The sequence below is a fragment of the Paenibacillus sp. YSY-4.3 genome (assembly GCF_054767475.1).
This window is the reverse complement of the sequence record NZ_BAABMC010000001.1, coordinates 1,269,107-1,290,178: the sequence shown is the minus strand read 5'-3', so window position 1 is coordinate 1,290,178 and position 21,072 is coordinate 1,269,107. Positions and strand designations below refer to the sequence as shown.

The 21,072-nt window shown below is 52.1% G+C and carries 16 protein-coding genes; 5 read left to right on the top strand and 11 right to left on the bottom strand.

Annotated features, from left to right (window positions below):
- Positions 1 to 38 precede the first annotated feature (38 nt).
- From ACYUJT_RS06015 to ACYUJT_RS05995, 5 genes are all read right to left on the bottom strand, one after another.
- On the bottom strand, positions 39 to 1,103 hold the full coding sequence (locus ACYUJT_RS06015; RefSeq protein WP_460319503.1) for a hypothetical protein: 1,065 nt from the start codon (positions 1,101 to 1,103) through the stop codon (positions 39 to 41).
- A 42-nt stretch (positions 1,104 to 1,145) separates the two neighbouring features.
- The gene (locus ACYUJT_RS06010) at positions 1,146 to 2,735 is read right to left on the bottom strand and encodes an Ig-like domain-containing protein (RefSeq protein WP_460319502.1); all 1,590 of its coding nucleotides are present in this window, start codon (positions 2,733 to 2,735) and stop codon (positions 1,146 to 1,148) included.
- A gap of 312 nt (positions 2,736 to 3,047) precedes the next feature.
- Complete coding sequence (locus ACYUJT_RS06005) at positions 3,048 to 3,524, bottom strand: pyridoxamine 5'-phosphate oxidase family protein (RefSeq protein WP_460319500.1); 477 nt, start codon at positions 3,522 to 3,524, stop codon at positions 3,048 to 3,050.
- Positions 3,525 to 3,554: 30 nt separating this feature from the next.
- Positions 3,555 to 4,121 (bottom strand): TlpA disulfide reductase family protein, encoded by a 567-nt coding sequence (locus ACYUJT_RS06000; RefSeq protein ID WP_460319499.1) that lies wholly within the window; start codon positions 4,119 to 4,121, stop codon positions 3,555 to 3,557.
- Positions 4,122 to 4,164: 43 nt separating this feature from the next.
- Complete coding sequence (locus tag ACYUJT_RS05995; protein ID WP_460319498.1) at positions 4,165 to 4,797, bottom strand: hypothetical protein; 633 nt, start codon at positions 4,795 to 4,797, stop codon at positions 4,165 to 4,167.
- Positions 4,798 to 5,057: 260 nt separating this feature from the next.
- Between ACYUJT_RS05995 and ACYUJT_RS05990 the strand changes: the two genes are divergently transcribed.
- A complete protein-coding gene (locus ACYUJT_RS05990) occupies positions 5,058 to 6,185 on the top strand; it encodes a hypothetical protein (protein ID WP_460319496.1) in 1,128 nt (375 codons plus the stop codon).
- A 67-nt stretch (positions 6,186 to 6,252) separates the two neighbouring features.
- Here ACYUJT_RS05990 and ACYUJT_RS05985 read toward each other — a convergent pair whose 3' ends face one another.
- The 6 genes from ACYUJT_RS05985 to ACYUJT_RS05960 all read right to left on the bottom strand — a co-directional run bounded on the left by ACYUJT_RS05985 (position 6,253) and on the right by ACYUJT_RS05960 (position 16,181).
- Complete coding sequence (locus ACYUJT_RS05985) at positions 6,253 to 6,690, bottom strand: PaaI family thioesterase (protein WP_460319495.1); 438 nt, start codon at positions 6,688 to 6,690, stop codon at positions 6,253 to 6,255.
- A 28-nt stretch (positions 6,691 to 6,718) separates the two neighbouring features.
- On the bottom strand, positions 6,719 to 8,398 hold the full coding sequence (locus ACYUJT_RS05980; RefSeq protein WP_460319494.1) for a long-chain-fatty-acid--CoA ligase: 1,680 nt from the start codon (positions 8,396 to 8,398) through the stop codon (positions 6,719 to 6,721).
- 29 nt (positions 8,399 to 8,427) lie between these two features.
- Positions 8,428 to 10,242 (bottom strand): acyl-CoA dehydrogenase family protein, encoded by a 1,815-nt coding sequence (locus tag ACYUJT_RS05975; RefSeq protein ID WP_460319493.1) that lies wholly within the window; start codon positions 10,240 to 10,242, stop codon positions 8,428 to 8,430.
- Positions 10,243 to 10,304: 62 nt separating this feature from the next.
- Positions 10,305 to 11,507: an acetyl-CoA C-acyltransferase gene (locus ACYUJT_RS05970; RefSeq protein WP_460319491.1), complete on the bottom strand. Its 1,203-nt coding sequence runs from the start codon at positions 11,505 to 11,507 to the stop codon at positions 10,305 to 10,307.
- Positions 11,508 to 11,526: 19 nt separating this feature from the next.
- Positions 11,527 to 13,920 carry a 3-hydroxyacyl-CoA dehydrogenase/enoyl-CoA hydratase family protein gene (locus tag ACYUJT_RS05965; protein WP_460319490.1) on the bottom strand — a complete coding sequence of 798 codons (2,394 nt, stop codon included), beginning with the start codon at positions 13,918 to 13,920 and terminating at the stop codon, positions 11,527 to 11,529.
- A gap of 56 nt (positions 13,921 to 13,976) precedes the next feature.
- Positions 13,977 to 16,181 (bottom strand): (Fe-S)-binding protein, encoded by a 2,205-nt coding sequence (locus ACYUJT_RS05960; RefSeq protein WP_460319488.1) that lies wholly within the window; start codon positions 16,179 to 16,181, stop codon positions 13,977 to 13,979.
- A gap of 193 nt (positions 16,182 to 16,374) precedes the next feature.
- Between ACYUJT_RS05960 and ACYUJT_RS05955 the strand changes: the two genes are divergently transcribed.
- The 4 genes from ACYUJT_RS05955 (at position 16,375) to ACYUJT_RS05940 (ending at position 21,015) form a co-directional block, all read left to right on the top strand.
- A complete protein-coding gene (locus ACYUJT_RS05955) occupies positions 16,375 to 16,959 on the top strand; it encodes a TetR/AcrR family transcriptional regulator (RefSeq protein ID WP_460319487.1) in 585 nt (194 codons plus the stop codon).
- An 84-nt stretch (positions 16,960 to 17,043) separates the two neighbouring features.
- The gene (locus ACYUJT_RS05950; RefSeq protein WP_460319486.1) at positions 17,044 to 17,811 is read left to right on the top strand and encodes an electron transfer flavoprotein subunit beta/FixA family protein; all 768 of its coding nucleotides are present in this window, start codon (positions 17,044 to 17,046) and stop codon (positions 17,809 to 17,811) included.
- Between the two features lie 20 nt (positions 17,812 to 17,831).
- Positions 17,832 to 18,806 carry an electron transfer flavoprotein subunit alpha/FixB family protein gene (locus ACYUJT_RS05945; RefSeq protein WP_460319484.1) on the top strand — a complete coding sequence of 325 codons (975 nt, stop codon included), beginning with the start codon at positions 17,832 to 17,834 and terminating at the stop codon, positions 18,804 to 18,806.
- Between the two features lie 388 nt (positions 18,807 to 19,194).
- A complete protein-coding gene (locus ACYUJT_RS05940) occupies positions 19,195 to 21,015 on the top strand; it encodes an ABC transporter substrate-binding protein (protein ID WP_460319483.1) in 1,821 nt (606 codons plus the stop codon).
- The last annotated feature ends 57 nt before the right edge of the window (positions 21,016 to 21,072 follow it).

Here is a 21,072-nt window from a genome sequence, read left to right as displayed (position 1 = left end):
GCAGCTAGGCATCATGTTAAATGTTGATAGATATTCTGTTAGAAAACGGCTCTGTTTTGAAGCTTAATCACCTTCTCGTACGAAGTGATATATATGGCTCCGCCGTCTTGCGTTGGCAGCGCTTTTGTCAATTGGCTTACTGGTGTGCTCCAAGTCACGTTCCCCTGAGCATCGCAAGCAATAACCGCGTTGGAGAGACCGATCAGATAGCCGCCGGTCAGCGATGCTTCAATCGATCGTGCCGTGCCGTTAATGCCGAGTTCCGTGGTCAATTGCTGCCCATTAGGATAGGTCAGAATTAATACGGATTGATTAAGCCAGCGGTCATAATTGACAATTGCAAAGCCGTTATTTGGCGCAGGTATGGCCCATCCGATCCCATCGCCATAATAGTTGATCGATTCGGATTGACCAGAAGCATTCAGCTTCCATAGCATATAAGTGCCGCTGCGGAAGGCCCCGGCGATATAGCCGCCATCTGCCATCGGGCGAACGGATTCTATGGACACGTGAGGGTCGTATTTCGTCATGGAAAGCTCATTTTGCCACTGGTACTCCCCTATGGCGCCAAGCTTCACGATGTAAGCGGTGGACTGGCCCGAATTATAGGAGTAAATAACGCCTCCGTCATACGTTGCCCGAAGATCGTTAAATTCCACATAATCACGGCTGAACTCTTCCTTCTCCCAAAGGATGATCCCGTCCCCATTCGTTCTGGCAATATAGTAATAAGAATCATAACCAGGGACCGTGCCGCCAAGAAGATATCCCCCGTCACCCGTATAATGCGCGGCTGTAATAATGACTTGATTGCCGTCGCTGGTTTGGAGATCCAGTGTCTTCTCCCAGACTACGCCGCCGTCCGCACCCAGCCTTGCCAAATAGGCTTGCTTCTTGTTCTTCGTTCCAATCAACGCATAACCTTGATCTGTCTCATAGATATCGAAGATTTTAATGCCGGTCCTGCTAAAATCGAGCTCCCATTCCTTGTCATGACCTTGTCCGCTTGCAGCCATGGCTGTTCCAGCCGCGAAGCTTACCACAAGAACCGCTGTCAACACGAGTACGTACCACGCTTTTCTCAACCGGAGTTCGAATGTCATCGTATTCCTCCATTCTTAAGACATCATGGGAATCAAGCTCTTTTAATACACATCAACAGTAGCTGTGGCTTCGAGTCCATTGTAGGTCACCGTCAAAAGCGTTTGTCCCCGCTTCAAGCCAATCATGTTGCCCTCATCGTCCACGAATGCAATCGATGGATCGCTAGTGTGGAACGTGCTCTCCCTAGTCACACGAAGCTGCGTGGCTCCTTCAAAATAAATCGCGACCACATCGATTGGTTCTCCGATATTGACGCTGTATTCCTTGGAATCCAACTGCAGAGCTGTATACACTTTAAAAACATACACCTTTGCAACTGCCTCTACGCCATCCAGCGCAGCCCTCACATAAGTTGAGCCCAATTTATGACCTGTGATGTTTCCAGCGGGATCTACCGTAGCGATCGACGCATCATCCGATGAGAATACAACCTGATCAAGCTTAGTAACCACGTTACTCTCGCTGCCATAGACAGCTGTTAATACTGTGTCCAGCGTCTGCCCTTCAATCAGGCTGTAGGAGGACGAATCAAATTCCAAGCGTCTTACCATGCTCCCGCCAACGTTTAGCTTCAAAATTTTATCTCCTATAAAAGCTGCAGCGCCACCGTCGGAAGTTGGGACTACCCGCTGCAGGCCGCTAATCTCATAGGACCACCGTATGTTTCCTTGTGAATCTGTCTCATAAACCCCTTGATTCGTATGAAACAAGAAGCCGCCACCTGGCGTTGTATTCAGAGCGATCGCCGCTCCCTTAATGGACGTGACATGACGAGAAACCAATTGGTCCTGCGCATTATACCTGTTTAATGAAGTAGAACCATCCTCCATGCGCGCCAAGACGTACCCGCCGCCTGCTATGGCAGCTGCTTTGCCCACCGGAAGTAATCCGCCGTCCGGCGAACTTATTAAGTTACCGTCAGCATCCAATTTCCAAGCGTAGAGCTCTCCATCTTTGCTTCCTTGAACCCAGGAGCTGCCGTCTTCTAATTCGATAATCCGATCCGCGTACTGGGACGAATACCTCCCGCCGCTGGCGAGGGTGGTTCTCCACATCTCTTTCCCATCGGCATCCAGCTTGCCAGCAACGACCCTAGAAGAGCCCGAGTTCAAACTTTCAGCATTAACCAAGTACAAGAACCCGCCATCTTTAACCTGATGAATACCTTCCAAGTAGATATGCGAGCCCACTGAGTGATCGCTTTCCCATTCAAACATACCGTCCGAGTTCACTTTTGCTGTATAGAAATCACTATACCGAAAGTGAAAACCAGGTACTTCCGCGCCTAAAATATAACCGCCGTCAGAGGTTATGCTTGTAGTTTGAAGCGTGGCACGCTTGCCGTTTCCGGCTATTAGCGGCAACTCCTCTTCCCAATAAACCGTCCCGTCGGCATGGAGCTTCGCCAAATATACAAGATTACTAACCTCGTTAAGACCGACCACAGAATACCCATTCCCGGTTTCAGACAAATTAAGGAGCTTCAGGTTTGTTCCCAAAGCCCGCTCCCATTCCAGAGTCCCAGTCGCTTCAGAAGCCGCGGCCTGTGCCGCCGGCAAAGTCCATATGATCGTCATAGTTAAGAGCAAGGTGAATATCCATTGGTTCCACAGTACACTCGCTTTTTTCATAAATTCTCTCCTTCAGGTATAAGAATGTATGACTGTACTTGATGAACAAGACATTCGAGAAATTCATGATGACCGATATTCGCTTTGCGACCTAAAAGAGGATTACGATCTCATTGTTATCCACGATCACCTCCGGGAAACCAAAGTATGGGCTTACAAAAGATTAGGCGAGAAAGCGCATTGGAAGTTTAAATATATTCTACCAATTTTTAATAGATTTTTAGAATGAATCGAAGTACTCAGAAAACGAAAAAACCACTTCCTGCGGAAGTGGCCCATTAGCCCTGGCAAACAATTATAAACGAACCATTTTCAAGCTTTCAGCTCCTCCAGCGTCTCTTCCCACCGTGTCATCACTGCCTGCGGTTCCTTCAGCTGGATTTGCACGCCGGAAATAATGTCGGCATATTTCGCTTTGTCCTCCCGGCAATCCGCCACTTTAGCTTCAAAACGCGTTCGTGGATGCTTGGCATCGGCAAGATCGGGAAGTCGTGTCAGCGATAGCCGGATATAACATGCAGCCTGATCCGAGATAACGACCAGCAGCGCTTGTCCGTTGCGGATAATATTGCGCGTCGTGACTGTATTTTCCCATAAACCGAGCCTGAGCGTGGACGGGTTTACGGCGACGATTTCGCCTGCGCTGATCATCGCCGTATGCGGCCAATTCTGTTCCGTAACGGTGAGCAGCATAAAGGCTTCGTGCTGCTTGTCCGATAAATTCTTCCCGCTTAGCAGCGAATATAGATGAGGAGACAGAACAGCCGAGTCATTATCGTCTTTACGCATCATTTCCCTCCTAAACATTCAACCTTGCAGTTACTTCGCCGCCTTCGAATACGCTTCCTTCATCATATTATAATCAATCGCTCCCTGAAATCTCTGCGTAATTACGCCTTTGGAATCAAGCACATAGGTCGTCGGATAAGCAATAACCTGATACTGGTCGGTGACGTGGCCCGTCTCATCGAGCGCATGCGGAAAAGTCAAACCGAAATCCTCAAAGAAGGACTTCACATTTTCCTTGCCTTCCTCCAGATGAGTCATGTTTACAGCCAGCACAACCGCATCCTTGTCGGCATACTTCGCATAGAACTTCTCCATATGCGGCATTTCAAGCCGGCATGGCGGACACCAGCTGGCCCAAAAATTAAGCAGTACCGTCTTGCCGCGGTAATCGCTCAGCTTCACTTCGTATCCATCCAAATTATGCAAAGTGAAATTCGGCGCACGGTAGCCGATCTTCAAGCCGATTGGAACGAATTCATCCTCCATAGCCAACTCTTCAGCTGTTGGCTGGTTGGCGTCTGCTTTGTCCATGTAATCATACAGCCCCCAACCGATTAAGCCCAGAAGTACGATGATTGCGATCCAGTTTTTTCTCATTTGTGTTCTCTACCCCCTTTAATGTCGTTCAGAAGAGCTTGGCTCATGTTTGGCGCTCCCTTAAATAATCTAAGAAGATCAGGAAAACCGCCAAGAGAACGAACAGCAGCTGTTCCAGCGAGAAGCCGAGCCATACGACATAGCGATTCTCCTCCAAAAAGGGAATTACGGCAGAACCAATGCTGTACCACAAGGCAATCGGCATGAACGATCTGAGCGGGGATTCGAATTTCAACCAGGCTGCAATCCATAGGACTAGGGACAAAAGCGCACAAAGCGGGAGCTCCCACCCCAGCGTACCTTCCCACAGAAATAGCATCGTGAACCTGACAGTCTGCACAGCAGCATATGCCAAAACTAACGATCTAATAAGAAGTTGGACAAACGGCCGATTTCTATACGCCTTGTAAACAAGATAGGCCATCCCTCCGAGCGCTCCGAGCCATAGGCCCCTCTGCCCTCCCGAGAAGTACAGCAGCGACAAGGGATTTGAGAGCGCTTCTAGCGGGTCAAAGATCAGCATGCTGAATTTCCATAAGAAAAATCCAATTCCTAGAGCAGTGACGTAAGCATCCTTGATCCAGCCACCCTCTTCCCGATGACGCAGCCGGATGTTAAGAACGATGTATCCGATGATGGCCGACAATAAAAAAATGAGCAAATCCCCTCTTAACACTAGCGGTCCAAGCGTTAATGTTCCGATCGTAATTCCCTCCGCTCTACTAAATGAACCTCCCCTATATACCCCGTGGGGTATATGAAAAGAATAGGTCTTTTGCTGTTTCGTGTCAAGTCATGCCGCAATGCCTGCTTCGAAAGTTTCATATAGGTTTAAAATACTATAGTCCTATCTTTAGGCATTTCCCGAAACTACTCTAGTACATACTCGTATAACATCATTTATAACATATATCACATTGCCAGAGGTGCATCGATTTGATTGAAATGCGCAATAAGGAAAATTTGAAATACTCCAACGAAATTCCGAAATGGGCTAAATTTGCCCATATCATCATTATTTCTGTTATCGCACTGATCGGAGCGGGAGCGTTTGTCCTCGGGGGCTATTTTATATTTGAAAAAGATGGGCTTGGGGCGGCGCTTTGCCTCATCGTAGGAGTCGTCATTGTATGGGTGACGCGCATGATGATCCTGGGGAGCAAGCTGCATACCGATTTCACAATTGTCAGCGAGCTGCGAGACGATGGCTATTATACATATTTCAAAAATATAAAAAACGGCCACGAACACGAGCATTTGATCTCTTTCCAGCGCATGCAGGAGGTTCTCATCGCACGAAAGACGCAGTATGTCTCTTCAGGAACGTCCAATTCAAATGGCTATTATGTTGTCTGTTCACAAATTATTATGAAATGGCAGGACGAGCACGGAAATATCGATTACACATTGTTTGGCCTGAGTAGCCGCAGCGATTTGGCCAAGTGGCTGCATAAATTTTGGGAGCATCACGTCCCCGTATTCCATACGACTCAAAATGTCAGCGAAGCTTCGGCGGCGGACTATGCTGCGGGGTATAATGAGCTCGATAAATTACCGCTAAGCTCTATGGATGCCTTATCCGACATCGAAACAAGACGACGCAAAAATATTCCGATTTGGCAAAGTACGGAAATGAAGCACCGCAAGGCGCAGCGGCATACTGCAAATGACCGGCGGATATTCCGGCCGATGTTCGCGGGAGTTCTGCTATCCCTATTTCTCATTGCCATGCTATGGGTTCCCTATTGGCCGATCGAGGAAGAAATGTTTCCTGACAACTCGCCTTCGCCAGTGGTTTGCATTTTAACCGTTTTAAGCATCGTCGTTTCGAGGACTTATTGGAGACGGGAGAAGAGATGGTATCTTCCCCTTGTCGATACACTAGCCATTTTAACGGCCTATTTTGCCGGCTTGCTAACTGCCAGACTGTGGTTGTCTATTCCTTCAATTTATTTTGAAGCGGCTTTGATTGACGTGCTGACGGCAGGGTTTTTCCTTCTTCTCATATTCCTAAGCTTCAAGCTCATCTATTTCCGGGATCGGCTGGAGAAGCGAAGCAAATAACAATAAACCGACCTTGAATCCAAAGGTCGGTTTATTTATAGCTGCATATGGAATCGGATCGCGGCCTCTACCCCGTTCCGTTAATGACGCGAAACGTTCCAGTGCCAAATGCGCATAGCTCCCCACTCTCCAGCCGGACATAAGCCTGCGTCGAAATGGATTTACGGGAGCTGTGTACGATTTCGGCTGTAACGACGATGCGTCCGCCTTCGGACTTCGCAACATAGTTCATGCTGAGATTGGTTGTCACGACGCTGTCATCCGGGCGAGCAATCATGGCGGTAAGTCCCATGGCTGAATCGACAAGCGTCGCATACACCCCGCCATGAACGATGCCGATGAGGTTAAGATGATGCGGCTGAATGTCCAGCGTCACGATGACTTTTCCCTCGTGAATCTCTGCAATTTTGCAGCCCAAGTAATCCCAAAAGGTATTCTTGGCCATGGCGTTCCATTTCTCAATATTGCGCTGCAAAGCGCCTTTGTCTTCCGTTTCTGCATTCATAACATGCTTCTCCCTTCCTCCGGGATCATTAATGCGGCTTTTCGCTCTCTTCCTCGACCAGTTTGCGCCGCAGCACTTTTCCGGCAAGTGTTTTCGGCAGACTGTCGCGGAACTCGTAAATTTTGGGCACTTTATAGGCGGCGAGTTTCTCTTTGCACCACTGCTTTAGCGACGCTTCGTCAGGCACCGCTCCGCTGCGTAGAACCACGTAAGCCTTCACCGTCTCACCGCGATAAGGATCGAACACGCCGGCAACGATGGCCTCGGCAATATCGGGATGCTCAAACAGCACCTCCTCGACCTCCCGGGGATAAATATTGTATCCGCCCGCGATAATCAAATCCTTGCGCCGATCGAGAATATAGAAATATCCCTCCTCGTCCATGCGCCCCAAATCCCCGGTCAGCAGCCACCCTTCTTTCAAGGTCTTATACGTATCCTCCGGCCGATTCCAGTAGCCTTTCATGACCTGGGGGCCGCGTACGGCCAATTCGCCGATTTCACCGGGCTTCACATCCTCCATCGTATCCGGGATTACGATGCGGGCTTCCGTATTGGGAAAGGGGATGCCTATCGAGCCGCTCTTCCGCTTCTCCCAAATGTTGTTAGCATGCGTGACAGGAGACGCCTCCGTCAAGCCATACCCTTCGATCAGTTTGCCCCCCGTCAATGCCTCAAATCTGGTCTGGACTTCAAGCGGCAGCGGCGCGGCGCCACTGATGCATACATTGATCGAGGATAAATCGTATTTCCGGACATCCGGATGGTTGATGATGGCCACATACATTGTCGGCGCCCCGGGGAATACGGTCGGCCTCTGCCGGTCAATGGCCTTCAAAATTTGATCCACCTCGAACCTCGGCATCAAGATCAGCGTGCCGGCCATATACACCGCTTTATTCAGCAGCACAGTCATTCCGAATACGTGAAAGAACGGTAACGCCGCCAAGTATTTCTCTTCAGCCACTCGACCGCGGTAGAACCATAGGTGCGTTTGCAGCGTATTCGCCACTAAATTGGCGTGCGTCAGCATCACGCCTTTCGCGAAGCCTGTCGTCCCCCCCGTATACTGAATGAGCGCCAAATCCCGCTCTACATCCACGGCAACCTCGCAAGGCTCTGGCGAAGCTCCCTTCAACAGTTCTTTTAATGAAAGCACCCGGCGGTCATAGTCTATCTTCACGTACATGCCATCCTTCTTAGCCTTAATGGGATACAGCACGTTTTTTGGAAAAGGAAGATAATCCTTCACCGAGGTAACAAGGATATAGTCCAGGCCATCCCCGCCAACTCCCATTGCGTTCTTAACGCGAGCAACAAGCGCATCCAATGTGACGATTATGCGCACGTCCGCATCCTTGAGCTGATGCTCCAGTTCCCGGGGCATATAGAGCGGGTTCGTCATTACGACGATCCCGCCCATTAGCAGCGTCCCATAATAAGCGATTACGGACTGCGGGCAATTGGGCAGCATGACAGCTACCCTCTCCCCCTTCCCAATGCCCAGCTTCAGAAGTGCATTGGCAAAGCGGTAACTGTGATCCAGCAGCGTTTGGTAGCTTATTTTGGCGCCCAAAAATTCAAGAGCAATATTCTCCGGATAACTTGCAGCGGAATCTACCAGAAATTTAGCCAGATTATGTGCAGGATATTCAAAGGTCGGTGGTACTTCAGCGGGATAATGTCTCAACCAGGGTTTGTTTGACATTGCCGTCCACCCCTATCTTCGGATGTTCGTTACACAACGTACTTCTCGGCAGCGATGACTTTCCCGGCAATTCGCCGTTTTAAGCCAATATTGTCGGCCAGCGTTCTGCGCGTCAGCTTCTTGAGCACGGACAGTTGGGTCCGCAGCGTATCCCCCGATTCCATGGCAGCCAGCAGCTCCTTCGCCCATCCTTCCAATTGCCCGAACTGTTCGTGGATGAACACTGTCGTCATAGCGATCGGAAGCTCGGCCTTCGCCTCATCTGACGTTTCTATGATTTTACGGGTTCTAAGCAGAGCACTTTCCATGGCGTAAATCGAAATCATCATGTCGGCAAGCAAGCCCAGAATTTCCTGTTCCTGCTCCAGCTTCGTTTGGTATTTCTGCACCGCTCCCGCACCAGTCATCAAAAATATCTTCTTGGCCATGGCCAGCATATGGGCTTCCTGCTCCAATGTCTCTTCGAAGGATGAAGACGGCATCATGCCAAGCAGTTCGGACTGCAGCGCCATCGCCTTCTGCATTAAAGGGAGCTCTCCCTTCAACGCCCGCTTGACGAGCGTCCCCGGAATAAGCAGGCGATTGATTTCGTTCGTTCCTTCAAATATGCGGTTAATCCGGGAGTCGCGGTATATCCGCTCGATCGGATACTCCTGGATGTAACCATAGCCGCCATGGATTTGCACGCCCTCGTCGGCGACGAAATCCAGCACCTCGGAGCCGAACACCTTGTTGATCGAGCACTCCAGCTGATATTCGGCGATCGCTTTGGCCGACTGGTAACCGACATCCGCGCTTTGATAATCTACCTCGGATAGACCGGCGTCGAACAGGCCTGCCGTTCGGTACACCATGCTTTCCAACACGAAAGTACGGATATTCATCTCCGCCAGCTTCTGGCCAATAAGCGGAAAAGAGCTGATCGGACGGCCGAACTGCGATCGTTCGTTGGCATATTTGGCGGAATACTGAATCGCGTCCTTGGATGCTCCGACGCAGCCGGCAGCCAATTTGAACCGGCCGATGTTCAGAATGTTGAAGGCGATTAAATGGCCTTTGCCGACCTCCCAGAGCAGATTATCGGCCGGCACTTTCACATCCTCCAGAATGAGCGGGCAGGTCGAGGAGCCTTTGATGCCCATCTTCTTCTCCTCGGGCCCGATGCTGACGCCCTCCATTTCACGTTCAACAATAAATGTGCTGAAATCTTTGCCGTCCACTTTGGCATAAACGATAAAGACATCGGCAAATCCCGCATTTGTTATAAATTGCTTCGCCCCGTTCAATACATAATGCGAACCGTCCTCGGACAGCACGGCTGTCGTCTTCGCGCCAAGCGCATCCGATCCCGAGGACGGTTCCGTCAGGCAGTAGGCAGCGATTTTTTCCCCGCTCGCGAGCAGCGGCAAATATTTCTGCTTCTGCGCTTCCGTACCGAAATACACGATGGGAAGGGTGCCGATGCCGACATGCGCACCGACGGAGAGGGCGAAGGAAGAGGCCTTCGTTAACCGTTCATTGATCAGCGTTGCGCTCACTTTATCCAGTCCCATCCCGCCGTAGCTCTCCGGTACCTCAGCGCCCAGCAGCCCGATCTCGCCCGCTTTTCTAAGCAGCTTCACCGTGAGCTCGTAGTCCAGCTTCTCGATCTCTTCGTCCCGCGGCAAAATTTCCGCTGCCACGAAATCCTCCGTCGTTTCGGCGATCATGCGGTGCTCCTCCGTAAAATCCTCCGGTGTTGTTACTCTGCGGCAGTCCAGATCCTCGATCACGAAAGCCCCGCCTAAAATTTTGCGTACGGATTCCGTCGTCGCATCCGCCGATTTGACCGTTTCCTTATTCATCCTTGATCAGCTCCTTTTCCTTTCCGATTTCTCCTTTACGGCATATGAAAAGCCCCGAACGCTCACTCAGATACCGCCTGCTGCCCGGCATGCACTTCGAACACGCCAGCCGCGCCCATGCCGCCCCCGATGCACATCGACACAACACCGTACCCGCCTCCCCGTCGCCGCAGCTCGGAAATCAGGCTGATAGACAGCTTCGTTCCCGTGCAGCCGAGCGGATGGCCAAGGGCGATCGCTCCCCCGTTCACGTTGACCTTCTCTTCATCGATCCCTAGCTCGCGAATAATGTGCAGACATTGCGAGGCGAATGCCTCATTGATTTCATAAATCGATATATCCTCTGGCGAAATGCCCGCCTGTGCAAGCGCCTTCGGAATGGCTTTGATTGGCCCGACGCCCATAATCTCCGGCTCCACGCCGCTCAATGCGAAGGAGCGGAAGGTCGCCAGCGGCGTCAGACCCTCCGCCGCAGCGCGCTCCTTGCTCATGACGACGACCGCCGCCGCTCCATCGCTCATTTGCGACGTGTTGCCAGCCGTCACCGTCCCTCCGAGCTTGAAGCCCGGCTTCAACCTGGACAGTGCCTCAAGCGTCGTATCCTGCCGCACCCCTTCATCTTCGTCGAAGACGAATGGCCGGCTGCGGATTTGGCCGCTCTCATCCATTATCTTTTCTTCCACCTGCACCGGAACAATCTCACCTCGAAATTTCCCGGCTGCGATTGCCTTCGCTGCTTTGTGGTGCGAGTTCAGGGCAAAACGGTCCTGATCCTCTCTCGTAACGCCGAACCGCTCTGCAACCCGCTCAGCCGTATGCCCCATCGCCATATAAATTTCCGGCTGTTTCTCCACGATCTGCGGATTCGGGGACACCTTGAAGCCGGTCATCGGTACATGGCTCATACTCTCTACGCCGCCAGCGATAATGACGTCGGCATGGCCCAACATGATGCGTTCCGCCGCCAGGGCGATCGTCTGCAGTCCCGAGGAGCAGAAACGATTGACGGTCATGGCCGGCACGGTTACGGGAAATCCGGCATACAGCGCCATGATGCGGGCGAAGTTAAGCCCCTGCTCCCCCTCCGGCATGGCACAGCCGATGATAATATCCTCGATCTCCTCTTTACCCAGTCCAGGGGCCCGCTCCATGACCGCTTCCAGTACGGTGCGGCCGAGATCGTCCGCCCGGACGTTGGCCAAGCTGCCCTTCTTCGCTTTGCCGACGGCGGTTCTCGCCATCGCTACAATTACCGCTTCCCTCATCCTTGCTCCCCCCTGTTCATTAATTGCGCAGCGGCTTGCCTGTGGCCAGCATATGCTGCATCCGCTGCCGAGTCTTCGGTTCGCCGCAGAGGCTTAAGAATGCCTCGCGCTCCAAGTCGAGCATATATTGCTCGCTTACATAGCTGCCCGGGGCAACGTCCCCTCCGGCCAGCACATGGGCGAGCTTCTTCGCGATGAGCAGATCGTGGTCACTTATATAGCGGCCTTCCCTCATACCGATCGCACCCAATTGCAGCACCGCCTTGCCTTCCGAGCCGGCGACGCGGATCTTTTCCTCGTGCGGGGGTTCATACCCGGCGGCTGACATGCGCAGCACCGCCTGCTTCGCCTCATGAATCAAGTAATCCGGATTGACGACGACGCGATCATTATCCCTGAAGTACCCAAGCGCTTTGGCATCATGACCGCTGCTCGATACCTTCGCCATCCCGATCGTTTCGAAGACCCGGTTGATCAGAGGCTGTAAATCTCCGTCCGTTCCCGCATGCCTGCTGGCCCGCAGCGCAAGCTCCTTACACCCGCCGCCTGCGGGAATCAGTCCGACTCCGGCCTCCACCAGCCCATAGTACGTCTCCGCCGCGGCAATGACCTGATCCGCAGGCATGCACGCTTCCACACCGCCGCCGAGCGTCATTCGGTGCGGGGCTGCCACGACCGGCTTCTCGAACCGTTTCAAATTGTACATCGTACTCTGAAACAGGCGGATGATATCGTCGATCTCATCCCACTCTTCATCCTGTGCTTCCATCAGCAGGAGCATCAGGTTAGCTCCAACACAGAAATTGCGTCCCTGATTGGCAATGACCAGGCCCGCAAAATTGCGCCGCACCTCCTCCACACTCTGCGAGATCATCGCCAGGATGTCGCTGCCGATCGCATTGTTCGGCGAATGGAACTCCAGGCAGGCTACGCCGTCTCCCAGGTCGATCAGGCTCGCTCCACTGTTCGCTTTAACTATCTTGTTCTGCGCTTTAAGCTCGCGCAGGGAAATTTTCTCCGGTTGAATGTCTACCTGTTTATACTTCAGACCGGAAGCCTGAAATAAGACGCCGTTCTCCTTTTTGTAAAATGTCTCGTTTCCTTCTGCGAGCCATGTTTTCACCCATGAAGGAACCGTCAAGCCTTCGGCTTCCATCCGTGCGACAGAGCGGGGCAAGCCGATGGCATCCCAGGTCTCGAAGGGTCCGAGCTCCCAATTGAAGCCCCACTTCATCGCTTCATCGATCTCGCGGATACTGTCCGCGATCTCGCCGACCTTCTCTGCCGAGTATAGGAGCACATGCTTCAGTACACCCCAGGCAAAATCGCCATAGCGGTCTCCGCCGCCCAGCAGCGCCTTCGTCTTGGCCTTGGCGCTTTTAGCGAGCTTCGCTGCTTCTAGCGACCCGGAAGCCGGCTTCTTCAGCGGCTTATATTCCATCGAGCCTAAATCCAATGCAAGGATTTGGCTGCCCTCGGGGCTCTTCACCTTTTTATAGAAGCCTTGCCCCGATTTCTCCCCCAGCCAGCTTTGGCTAACCAATTTATTCAGCACGTCAGGGATCGCAAATACCGTGCGCTCCTGCTCATCCGCCACATGCTCGAACACATTGTTCGCCACATGCACAAACGTATCCAGACCGACCAAATCGAGCGTACGAAACGTCGCGCTCTTCGGCCGACCCATCGCCGGACCGGTCACGGCGTCGACCTCTTCAACTGACAGCCCTTTCGCAATCATTTCCCGCAGCGTAACGAGCAGCCCGTACGTTCCGATCCGGTTGGCGATGAAATTCGGCGTATCCTTGGCCTGAACGACCGTTTTGCCGAGCTTTCTCTCCGCAAACTCGGTCATCCGGGCTACTATGCCGGGATCGGTATTGTTTCCGGGGATGATCTCCAGCAGCTTCATATACCTCGGCGGATTAAAAAAATGCGTACCCAGGAAATGACTGCGAAAATCCTTCGAACGCCCCTCGACCATCTCATTGATCGAGATTCCAGATGTGTTGGAGCTTATAACGGTGCCCGGCTGCCAATGCCGCTCGATGTCGCTTAGCAGCTTTCGCTTTACCTCCAGATTCTCGACGACGACCTCGATCACCCAATCCACATCGGAAATGCGGTGGAGATCATCCTCCAAATTTCCGGGGGTGATCCGCGCAGCGAAACGTTCGTCATAGAGCGGTGCCGGCTTGGTCTTCGCCAGCTGCTTGACGGCAGACGCGGCAAGCCGGCTGCGCACTGCCGGATGCTCTAGCGTCAGCCCCTTAGCGGCTTCGGACTCGGTGAGCTGCGTCGGAACGATATCCAGCAGAAGGCAGGATATTCCCACATTCGCCAGTTGAGCCGCAATTCCCGAACCCATAATGCCGGAGCCGATGACGGCCGCGGTTGTGATCGATTTAAACATACTCCTTCCCCTCCCATGCACATTTACTGTTTTAGGTGCTTTTGCTCGAATGGCAGCTACACGCTTTCTTCCGGCAAAATCAAAATCTTCGGCTGCACAGTGACCCCAGCATCACTGCCAAATACAGACAACGCCAAAATTTCCGCCACGTCCTTTGCTTTGACCGTCTCATCAACCTCCTTCAGCTTCGTTCCATCCTCGAGCATCGTAAGGCAGTAAGGGCAAGCGCTGCTGATCAGGCTCGGATTTACCTCCAGCGCCTGCTCGGTTCTGGCTACGTTAACCCGTTTGCCGCTGTTCTCCTCCATCCACATCAGCCCGCCCCCGGCTCCACAGCACATGCCATTCTCCCGATTACGTTCCATTTCGACGAGCTGCACGCCAGGGATGGCGCGGAGCACAGCCCTAGGCTCCTCGTATACGTTGTTGTATCGGCCGAGATAGCAAGAGTCGTGGTATGTGATCCGTTCGTTCACTTCATGCCTCGGGATCAGCCTCCCCTCCATCACCAGTTGGCTCAGCAGCTGGGTATGATGCAGCACATCCACCTCTTCCAGCCCGAAATCAGGATATTCGTTCTTCAATGTATTGAACGTATGCGGACAGGCCGTCACGATTTTGCGAACGCCGTAATTGCGGAAAGATTCAATATTCTCCTGACAAAGCTGTTGAAACAAAAGCTCGTTACCGAGCCGCCGCGGCGTATCGCCGGAATTTCTCTCCTCATTGCCAAGAATCGCAAAGCTGACACCGGCTTCTTGCATCAGGCGGACAAAGGCTTTGGATATTTTGCGGCTGCGCTGATCATAAGAGCCCATCGACCCGACGAAAAATAAATATTCAAACTCCGGGTTCTCCCGTACCGTTGGAACCGGGATGCCCTCAACATCCCCCGTCCAGGCCGCCCGGTCGCTGCGGCTAAGCCCCCACGGATTGCCCTGACGTTCGATGTTCGTCATAGCGCGCTGTCCTTCGTGAGGCAAGCTTCCCTCCATAAGAACGAGATGGCGGCGCAAATCGATAATTTTATCGACATGCTCATTCCCGACAGGACATTGATCCTCGCAGTTTCGGCAGGTTGTGCAGGACCAAATCTCCTCTTCCGTCATCACCCCGCCGATCAGGGCGACATCCCCGGGAGATGATTCATTCTGAACAGTCCAGGATGCTTTATGCCAATCCATAGTAGGAGCGATATCGGTAATACCGGCTGCCGCGTTCCAAGCGGGCTGAACAGAATCGGCCTCGGACGCGATCTCAAGGGAGTGAGCTCCCGGCATGGAGAAAGCGAATGCTGGCGCATACGGCGATTTCCCGGTAACCGCAGCCCCTTTCTCCTGCAAATGATCGCGCAGCTTCGTGATCAGATGCATCGGCGACAATGGTTTACCGGTGTTGGATGCTGGGCAGACGTTCGTGCAGCGGCCGCATTCCACGCAGGCGTAGAAGTCGAGCATCTGCTTATGGGTGAAATCCTCGATCCTTCCGGCGCCGAAGCTCTCGGCCTCTTCATCTTCGAGATCCAGCTTCTTCAGACGTCCGACTGGCTCGCTGCGGCGCAGCCACAGGTTAATCGGTGCAGTAATGATATGAAAATGCTTCGATTGGGGTACGTAGACTAAGAAGGATAGTAGTGTGAGTAAATGCAGCCACCAAAACAGATAGAAAATGAAAGCTGCGGAAGATTGCGGCATTCCGGTAAATGCTGCTGCGATCAGTGAGGAGACAGGTGCGAGGCCGGAAGAATCCAGCCCAAGCCACAGCCGCTCGAAGGCGAGCGACAAGAGTACGCTCAGCATGAGCGTGTAGATGAAAATGACGACGATACTTGGCTTCCAGCCTCTTTTCAAACGGGGCAACTTCTCGCCGTACCGCCGATATGCGGCATAACCCATGCCCAGCAAAATCAGCAGGACCGTAATCTCCTGCAGCAAGCCGAAGTACTCGTAAGCAGGTAACGGCAAATGCTTGCCTTTCGCCAGGCCTTTGACAATCAAGTCCAGAGCGCCGAACTGCAAAATAATGAATCCGTAAAAAATGATGATGTGCATTAGGCCGCTGCGCGGATCCTTCAGCAGCCTCTTCTGGCCGAACACTTCGGACAAATATTCAGCCGCCCTGCCCTTGCCGCGTTTTCGCGGCTCCGCCGGTTTTCCGAGCCGCAGGTAACTGTAACGGCGATGGACAGCGACCGCAAAGAAATAAATGCCCAATCCGGTTGCGGCCAGAAACAAAACCAAGTTAATGAGCTGCCACGTCATGTGCTTTCCGTCCTTTCTTCCGTAATGATCGAGCCAAAGACGACAAGCCTTAGATAGCGTTTACATACAGCTGTACTTCCTAGACAGTTGAGCAAACAAACATTGACTTTTCCCAGCATTTCTCATAAGATAATATCGAAAAATGAATGAGCATTCATTCAGTTGGTTTAAATATTAGCATTGAGGTGACCTGATGACAAGTAGAAAACAGGAAAAATTTGAAATGATTTTGGATGCAGCGCAAAAAGTCATTGCCGAGAACGGGTTTCACGGCTCACAGGTGTCCAAAATCGCAAAGGAGGCCGGAGTAGCGGACGGTACGATTTATTTATATTTCAAGAAGAAGGAAGATATCCTTATCTCTTTGTTCGAAGATCGCCTGGGCAAGCTGGTCGAGAGATTCAACAGCAGCATTAAGAACACCGATACAGCGGAACAGGCGCTGCGCAAAGTATGCGAGATCCACTTCACCGAGCTGGAGAACAACGTCGATCTAGCCTACGTTACCCAAATCGAGCTCCGGCAGAGCTCGATTGAACTGCGCAAAGCGATCGGCTTATCCGTGAAGCCCTATATTCAGTTGATCGAGCATATTGTACAGAAGGGGATTAATGAGAAATCATTCCGTCCCGAGCTTGATCCTAAGCTTACGCGCCATCTGATCTTCGGCGCAATGGATGAGGTCGTGACCTCATGGCTCATTTCAGGGAGAAAATATTCCCTCTCCGCCCAGGTCGACAAGACGGTCGAGTTCTTCCTCAAGGCCTTGAGTTCCTAACTTAAGCAGGCATTGGTTTGGGCATACCCGGCCAATGATGTGTGGTCAATCACGCGGTCACTAATGTTAAGGAGGAGAATTGGCATGGACATTTTCGCAATTTTGAAGCAAACCTTCGATACCGAGGAGAAAATCGTGATTCAAGGCGGGGAAATCTCCGAGGAGGGCGTAAAGTTCATCATTAACCCTTATGACGAGTATGCGGTAGAAGAAGCGCTCCGCTTGAAGGAGCAGCATGGCGGCCAGGTTACGGTAGTTTCCGTTGGCCCGCCAAGGGCTGCCGAAGCGCTGCGAACCGCTCTGGCGATGGGTGCGGATGAGGCGGTTCTTATTTCAGATGAGCGGATTTCGGCGGACGAATACAGCCTATCGGTCGTGCTTGCAGCGTATTTGTACAAAGTATCCGCCGATGTTGTGCTGGGCGGTAATTTTTCCGTGGACCAGGGGTCGGGGCAGGTCGCCGTTCGCTTGGCCCGACTGCTCGATCTTCCCCATGTCTCCTCGATCACGAAGCTGGATATCGCTGGCGGCAAGGCGCAGGTGCTTCGGGATGCGGAGGGCGATGCCGAGACGATCGAGGTCGCCCTTCCCGCCCTGTTTACGGCACAGCAAGGGCTGAACGAGCCGCGCTATCCCTCTCTGCCCGGCATTATGAAGGCGAAGAAAAAGCCATTTCACCAGCTTGGACTGGGTGAGCTAGGCCTATCGGAAGCGGATATCGTCCCCCGCACTGAACGAAGCTCACTATCTTTGCCTCCGCAAAGAAATGCTGGGCAAGTTCTGCAGGGCGATCTGAAAGAGCAGGCCGCGAAGCTCGTGTCCCTGCTCCGTACCGAAGCCAAGGTGATTTAAAACCCAAGGGAGGAATATCGATGAGCAAACATTACGTGGTCATCGCGGAAGTACGCGGCGGGCAGCTCCGTCAAGTCAGCCTGGAAGCCATTGCAGCCGCGCAGCTCGCCGCCAATGAAGGCGATACGATCTCTGCCCTGCTCCTCGGACATAACTTGTCCGAGCAGGCCAGCCAGCTGTCCCGTTACGTTCACGGACAAGTGCATGTCTTGGATCATCCCGATCTGGAGCATTATTTAGCCGAAAGGTATAACTCCGCGATCATTCCCGTCCTGGATTCCTTAGAGCCCTACACCATTGTCCTTGGCCATACTGCTATGGGACGCGACCTCGCCCCTATGCTGGCCGCCCATTTTCGGGCTGGCCAAATTTCCGATGTGACGGCCATTCAAAAAAACGGCTCAAATGTTCTCTTTACGCGGCCTATCTATGCAGGCAAAGCATTCGAACAGAAGCGGTTCATCGAGGGCCTGCAAATCATTACCGTACGGCCCAACAACATCGCTCCCGCCGCCGAAGCCGGCTCCTCCGGTGACATTGTGCAGCATGCTTACTCAGCTCAAGCTGATCTTAGAACCATCATCCAAGACGTCATCACCAAGACGTCGGGGCGGATCGATTTGACCGAAGCGCAAATCGTCGTCTCCGGTGGCCGCGGCGTGAAGAGCGCAGAAGGCTTTAAGCCGCTCGAGCAGCTCGCCGAGGTGCTGGGCGGAGCCGTAGGCGCTTCCCGCGGGGCATGCGATGCCGGATACTGTGATTACGCGCTGCAAATCGGCCAAACCGGCAAAGTCGTCACGCCGCAAATTTACATCGCGTGCGGAATTAGCGGTGCAATCCAGCATTTGGCCGGCATGAGCCAATCCCGTATCATTATCGCCATCAATAAAGACCCGGAAGCCCCGATTTTTAAAATAGCGGATTATGGTATCGTGGGGGATTTATTCGAGGTAGTTCCCCTTTTAACAGAAGAATTCCGCAAGGCGCTCGCTTGAGGCTATTATCTTCACCTTTTCTATCATGCAAACGACAAAGGCGACGACGGGATTGCCCGTCGTCGCCTTAGAATTTCACCAGGCTGGCGAGAGAACGCAACAAGGAAAGCGCTGCTTTACTCTTTATTGGCCGCCTTTTCATTCCAACGATTCTACCTTCCTCATTCACCCGGTAATGCTGCGGATGATGATGAAACAACTTCAGATCTCTCTCTAAGCGATATAACTCCTCTGTGAACATTCTCTCCCACCCCTTATTTTGTGAACCCTTAATAATATATTTCCATTATCTGCTTTAAAATCAGGAAGAAAAAGAGTACACTATTGAACAAGTAATTCCCCTTTTAGAGGAGATAGCGAATTTATGCCGCGATGAGGTGGTAATCATATGCTTACAGAAGAACGTTATTTGACGTTGCTGAATGAATATATCGCAAGGGACATCCCGATCGGTTCAGTTATGGCGAAGGAAGTCAGTTTGAGTGAATTGACCAAGCTGTTCCATTGCACGGAGAGAAATGTCAAGCTGATCGTTCGTAAGCTCGAAGAGGAAGAACTCATTACATGGCACCCCGGACGAGGGCGCGGCAATCGCTCGCGGATCGAGTTCCGCTTGCCGCGAAACGAGTTCCTTCTGCAACACGCGAAGCGTCTTGCCGACAAAGGCGAATACCGGACTGCGTTCGAGGTGTTGAATCAGTATGAAGAGGATCAGGGGATTCTCGACCAGTTCATGAAGTGGCTCAACGGCCAGTTCGGATATAGCGAAGAGGAAAATTCCAATTCGGGCTGCAGCGATTTGTTCCGATTGCCGGTATACCGGCCGCCGTTAACGTTGGATCCCGCCAATTTGTTCTATGGCTTCGACGCTCATTTGACCCGGCAAATCTTCGATCGACTCGTCCAATATGATTCGGATCAGAATTCCAAGGTTGTATCGATGATCGCCCACCACTGGGAAAGTAATAAAGACGGAACCGAGTGGATATTCCATCTCCGTAAGGGAGTTCGCTTCCATCATAAACGCGAGCTGACGGCAAATGATGTCGTATTTACGTTTAACAGGCTGCGAGACCGCTCTGCAAATGACTGGCTGCTTATGACCATGGATCGAATCGAGGCAGTAAGCCCCATCACTGTAAAAATGGTTTTAAAGCAGCCCAACTGGCTGCTCCCGCGGATGCTTTGTTCGGCGAGCACGGCTATATTGCCTGCCGATTTACTCGGCGACAACGAAGAAAACTTTTGGAAATCGCCAATCGGAACGGGAGCTTTTCGGCTTACGCATTGGAGCGCGAATCAAATCAACCTTTCGGTAAATACAGAATATTTCCTAGGCAGAGCATATTTGGATGCGGTTGAGATCGTGATTTTACCCGAAAATATTCCCGGTTCTTCGAGGCTAAAATGGGAAAAACTCATCGACAACGAAGCACGGCTTCCAACCAAACCTGAGAGTGACTGGAAGCGAGTCGAAGGCTTGTGGAAGAACTGCAGCCTGATCACGTGGAATCGCAGAAAAAACGGACCCCAGCAATCCTTGTCCTTCCGTCAGGCTGTCAATCTCATCATCGATCGGACGCAATTGATTCATGATGAACAACAAGGAATTCCAGCGCGCAGCTTCCTCCCCCGCGATCCAAGCCTCGCAAGCGGTGCATTTCGCTATGACCGGGACGCCGCCCTTCAACTGCTCCATGAATCCGACTATGATGGGACACCGCTAGTTTTAGTTACGCCTGTACATCAGTATGAGGATGCTGAATGGTTCGCTGAACAATGCGCGTCGATAGGGATTAACATAAAAATCAACTATGTAACGAGCAGCGTGTGTACAAGTGAGGAATACAGTTCTGAAGCCGACTGCTTCTTTACATGCCTTTCCTTTGCGGATGACGAGGTATGCCTATTAGAAACTTATCTTCAAAGGCAGAGTCATGTATATCAGCATATGGAGCACAATTTGCGGAAATGGATTTATAAAATCATTAACGATATTTTGGCAACGCCGTCTATGGAGGAACGTAGCGCACTTTTCCAACAAATCGAATTCCGGCTGCAGGATGAAGCCCAACTCCTATTTCTCGTTCATCGCAAAGTCAACAGCTACGTGCACCCTTCGATCCGCGGACTCGGCATTAACCGGTTAGGGTGGATGGATTTCAAAGACATCTGGTTGACCTCGCCTATATGTAGCTGTGACGAATAACCGCAAGCAAAAAAGGGAAAGCATCTTCAAGATGCCTTCCCTTTTTATGTTCGCAGC

Coding starts and splice junctions, on each gene's coding strand:
- ACYUJT_RS06015 (WP_460319503.1), bottom strand. CDS start 1,103: ATGACATTCGAACTCCGGTTGAGAAAAGCGTGGTACGTACTCGTGTTG.
- ACYUJT_RS06010 (WP_460319502.1), bottom strand. CDS start 2,735: ATGAAAAAAGCGAGTGTACTGTGGAACCAATGGATATTCACCTTGCTC.
- ACYUJT_RS06005 (WP_460319500.1), bottom strand. CDS start 3,524: ATGCGTAAAGACGATAATGACTCGGCTGTTCTGTCTCCTCATCTATAT.
- ACYUJT_RS06000 (WP_460319499.1), bottom strand. CDS start 4,121: ATGAGAAAAAACTGGATCGCAATCATCGTACTTCTGGGCTTAATCGGT.
- ACYUJT_RS05985 (WP_460319495.1), bottom strand. CDS start 6,690: ATGAATGCAGAAACGGAAGACAAAGGCGCTTTGCAGCGCAATATTGAG.
- ACYUJT_RS05980 (WP_460319494.1), bottom strand. CDS start 8,398: ATGTCAAACAAACCCTGGTTGAGACATTATCCCGCTGAAGTACCACCG.
- ACYUJT_RS05975 (WP_460319493.1), bottom strand. CDS start 10,242: ATGAATAAGGAAACGGTCAAATCGGCGGATGCGACGACGGAATCCGTA.
- ACYUJT_RS05970 (WP_460319491.1), bottom strand. CDS start 11,507: ATGAGGGAAGCGGTAATTGTAGCGATGGCGAGAACCGCCGTCGGCAAA.
- ACYUJT_RS05965 (WP_460319490.1), bottom strand. CDS start 13,920: ATGTTTAAATCGATCACAACCGCGGCCGTCATCGGCTCCGGCATTATG.
- ACYUJT_RS05960 (WP_460319488.1), bottom strand. CDS start 16,181: ATGACGTGGCAGCTCATTAACTTGGTTTTGTTTCTGGCCGCAACCGGA.
- ACYUJT_RS05955 (WP_460319487.1), top strand. CDS start 16,375: ATGACAAGTAGAAAACAGGAAAAATTTGAAATGATTTTGGATGCAGCG.
- ACYUJT_RS05950 (WP_460319486.1), top strand. CDS start 17,044: ATGGACATTTTCGCAATTTTGAAGCAAACCTTCGATACCGAGGAGAAA.
- ACYUJT_RS05945 (WP_460319484.1), top strand. CDS start 17,832: ATGAGCAAACATTACGTGGTCATCGCGGAAGTACGCGGCGGGCAGCTC.
- ACYUJT_RS05940 (WP_460319483.1), top strand. CDS start 19,195: ATGCTTACAGAAGAACGTTATTTGACGTTGCTGAATGAATATATCGCA.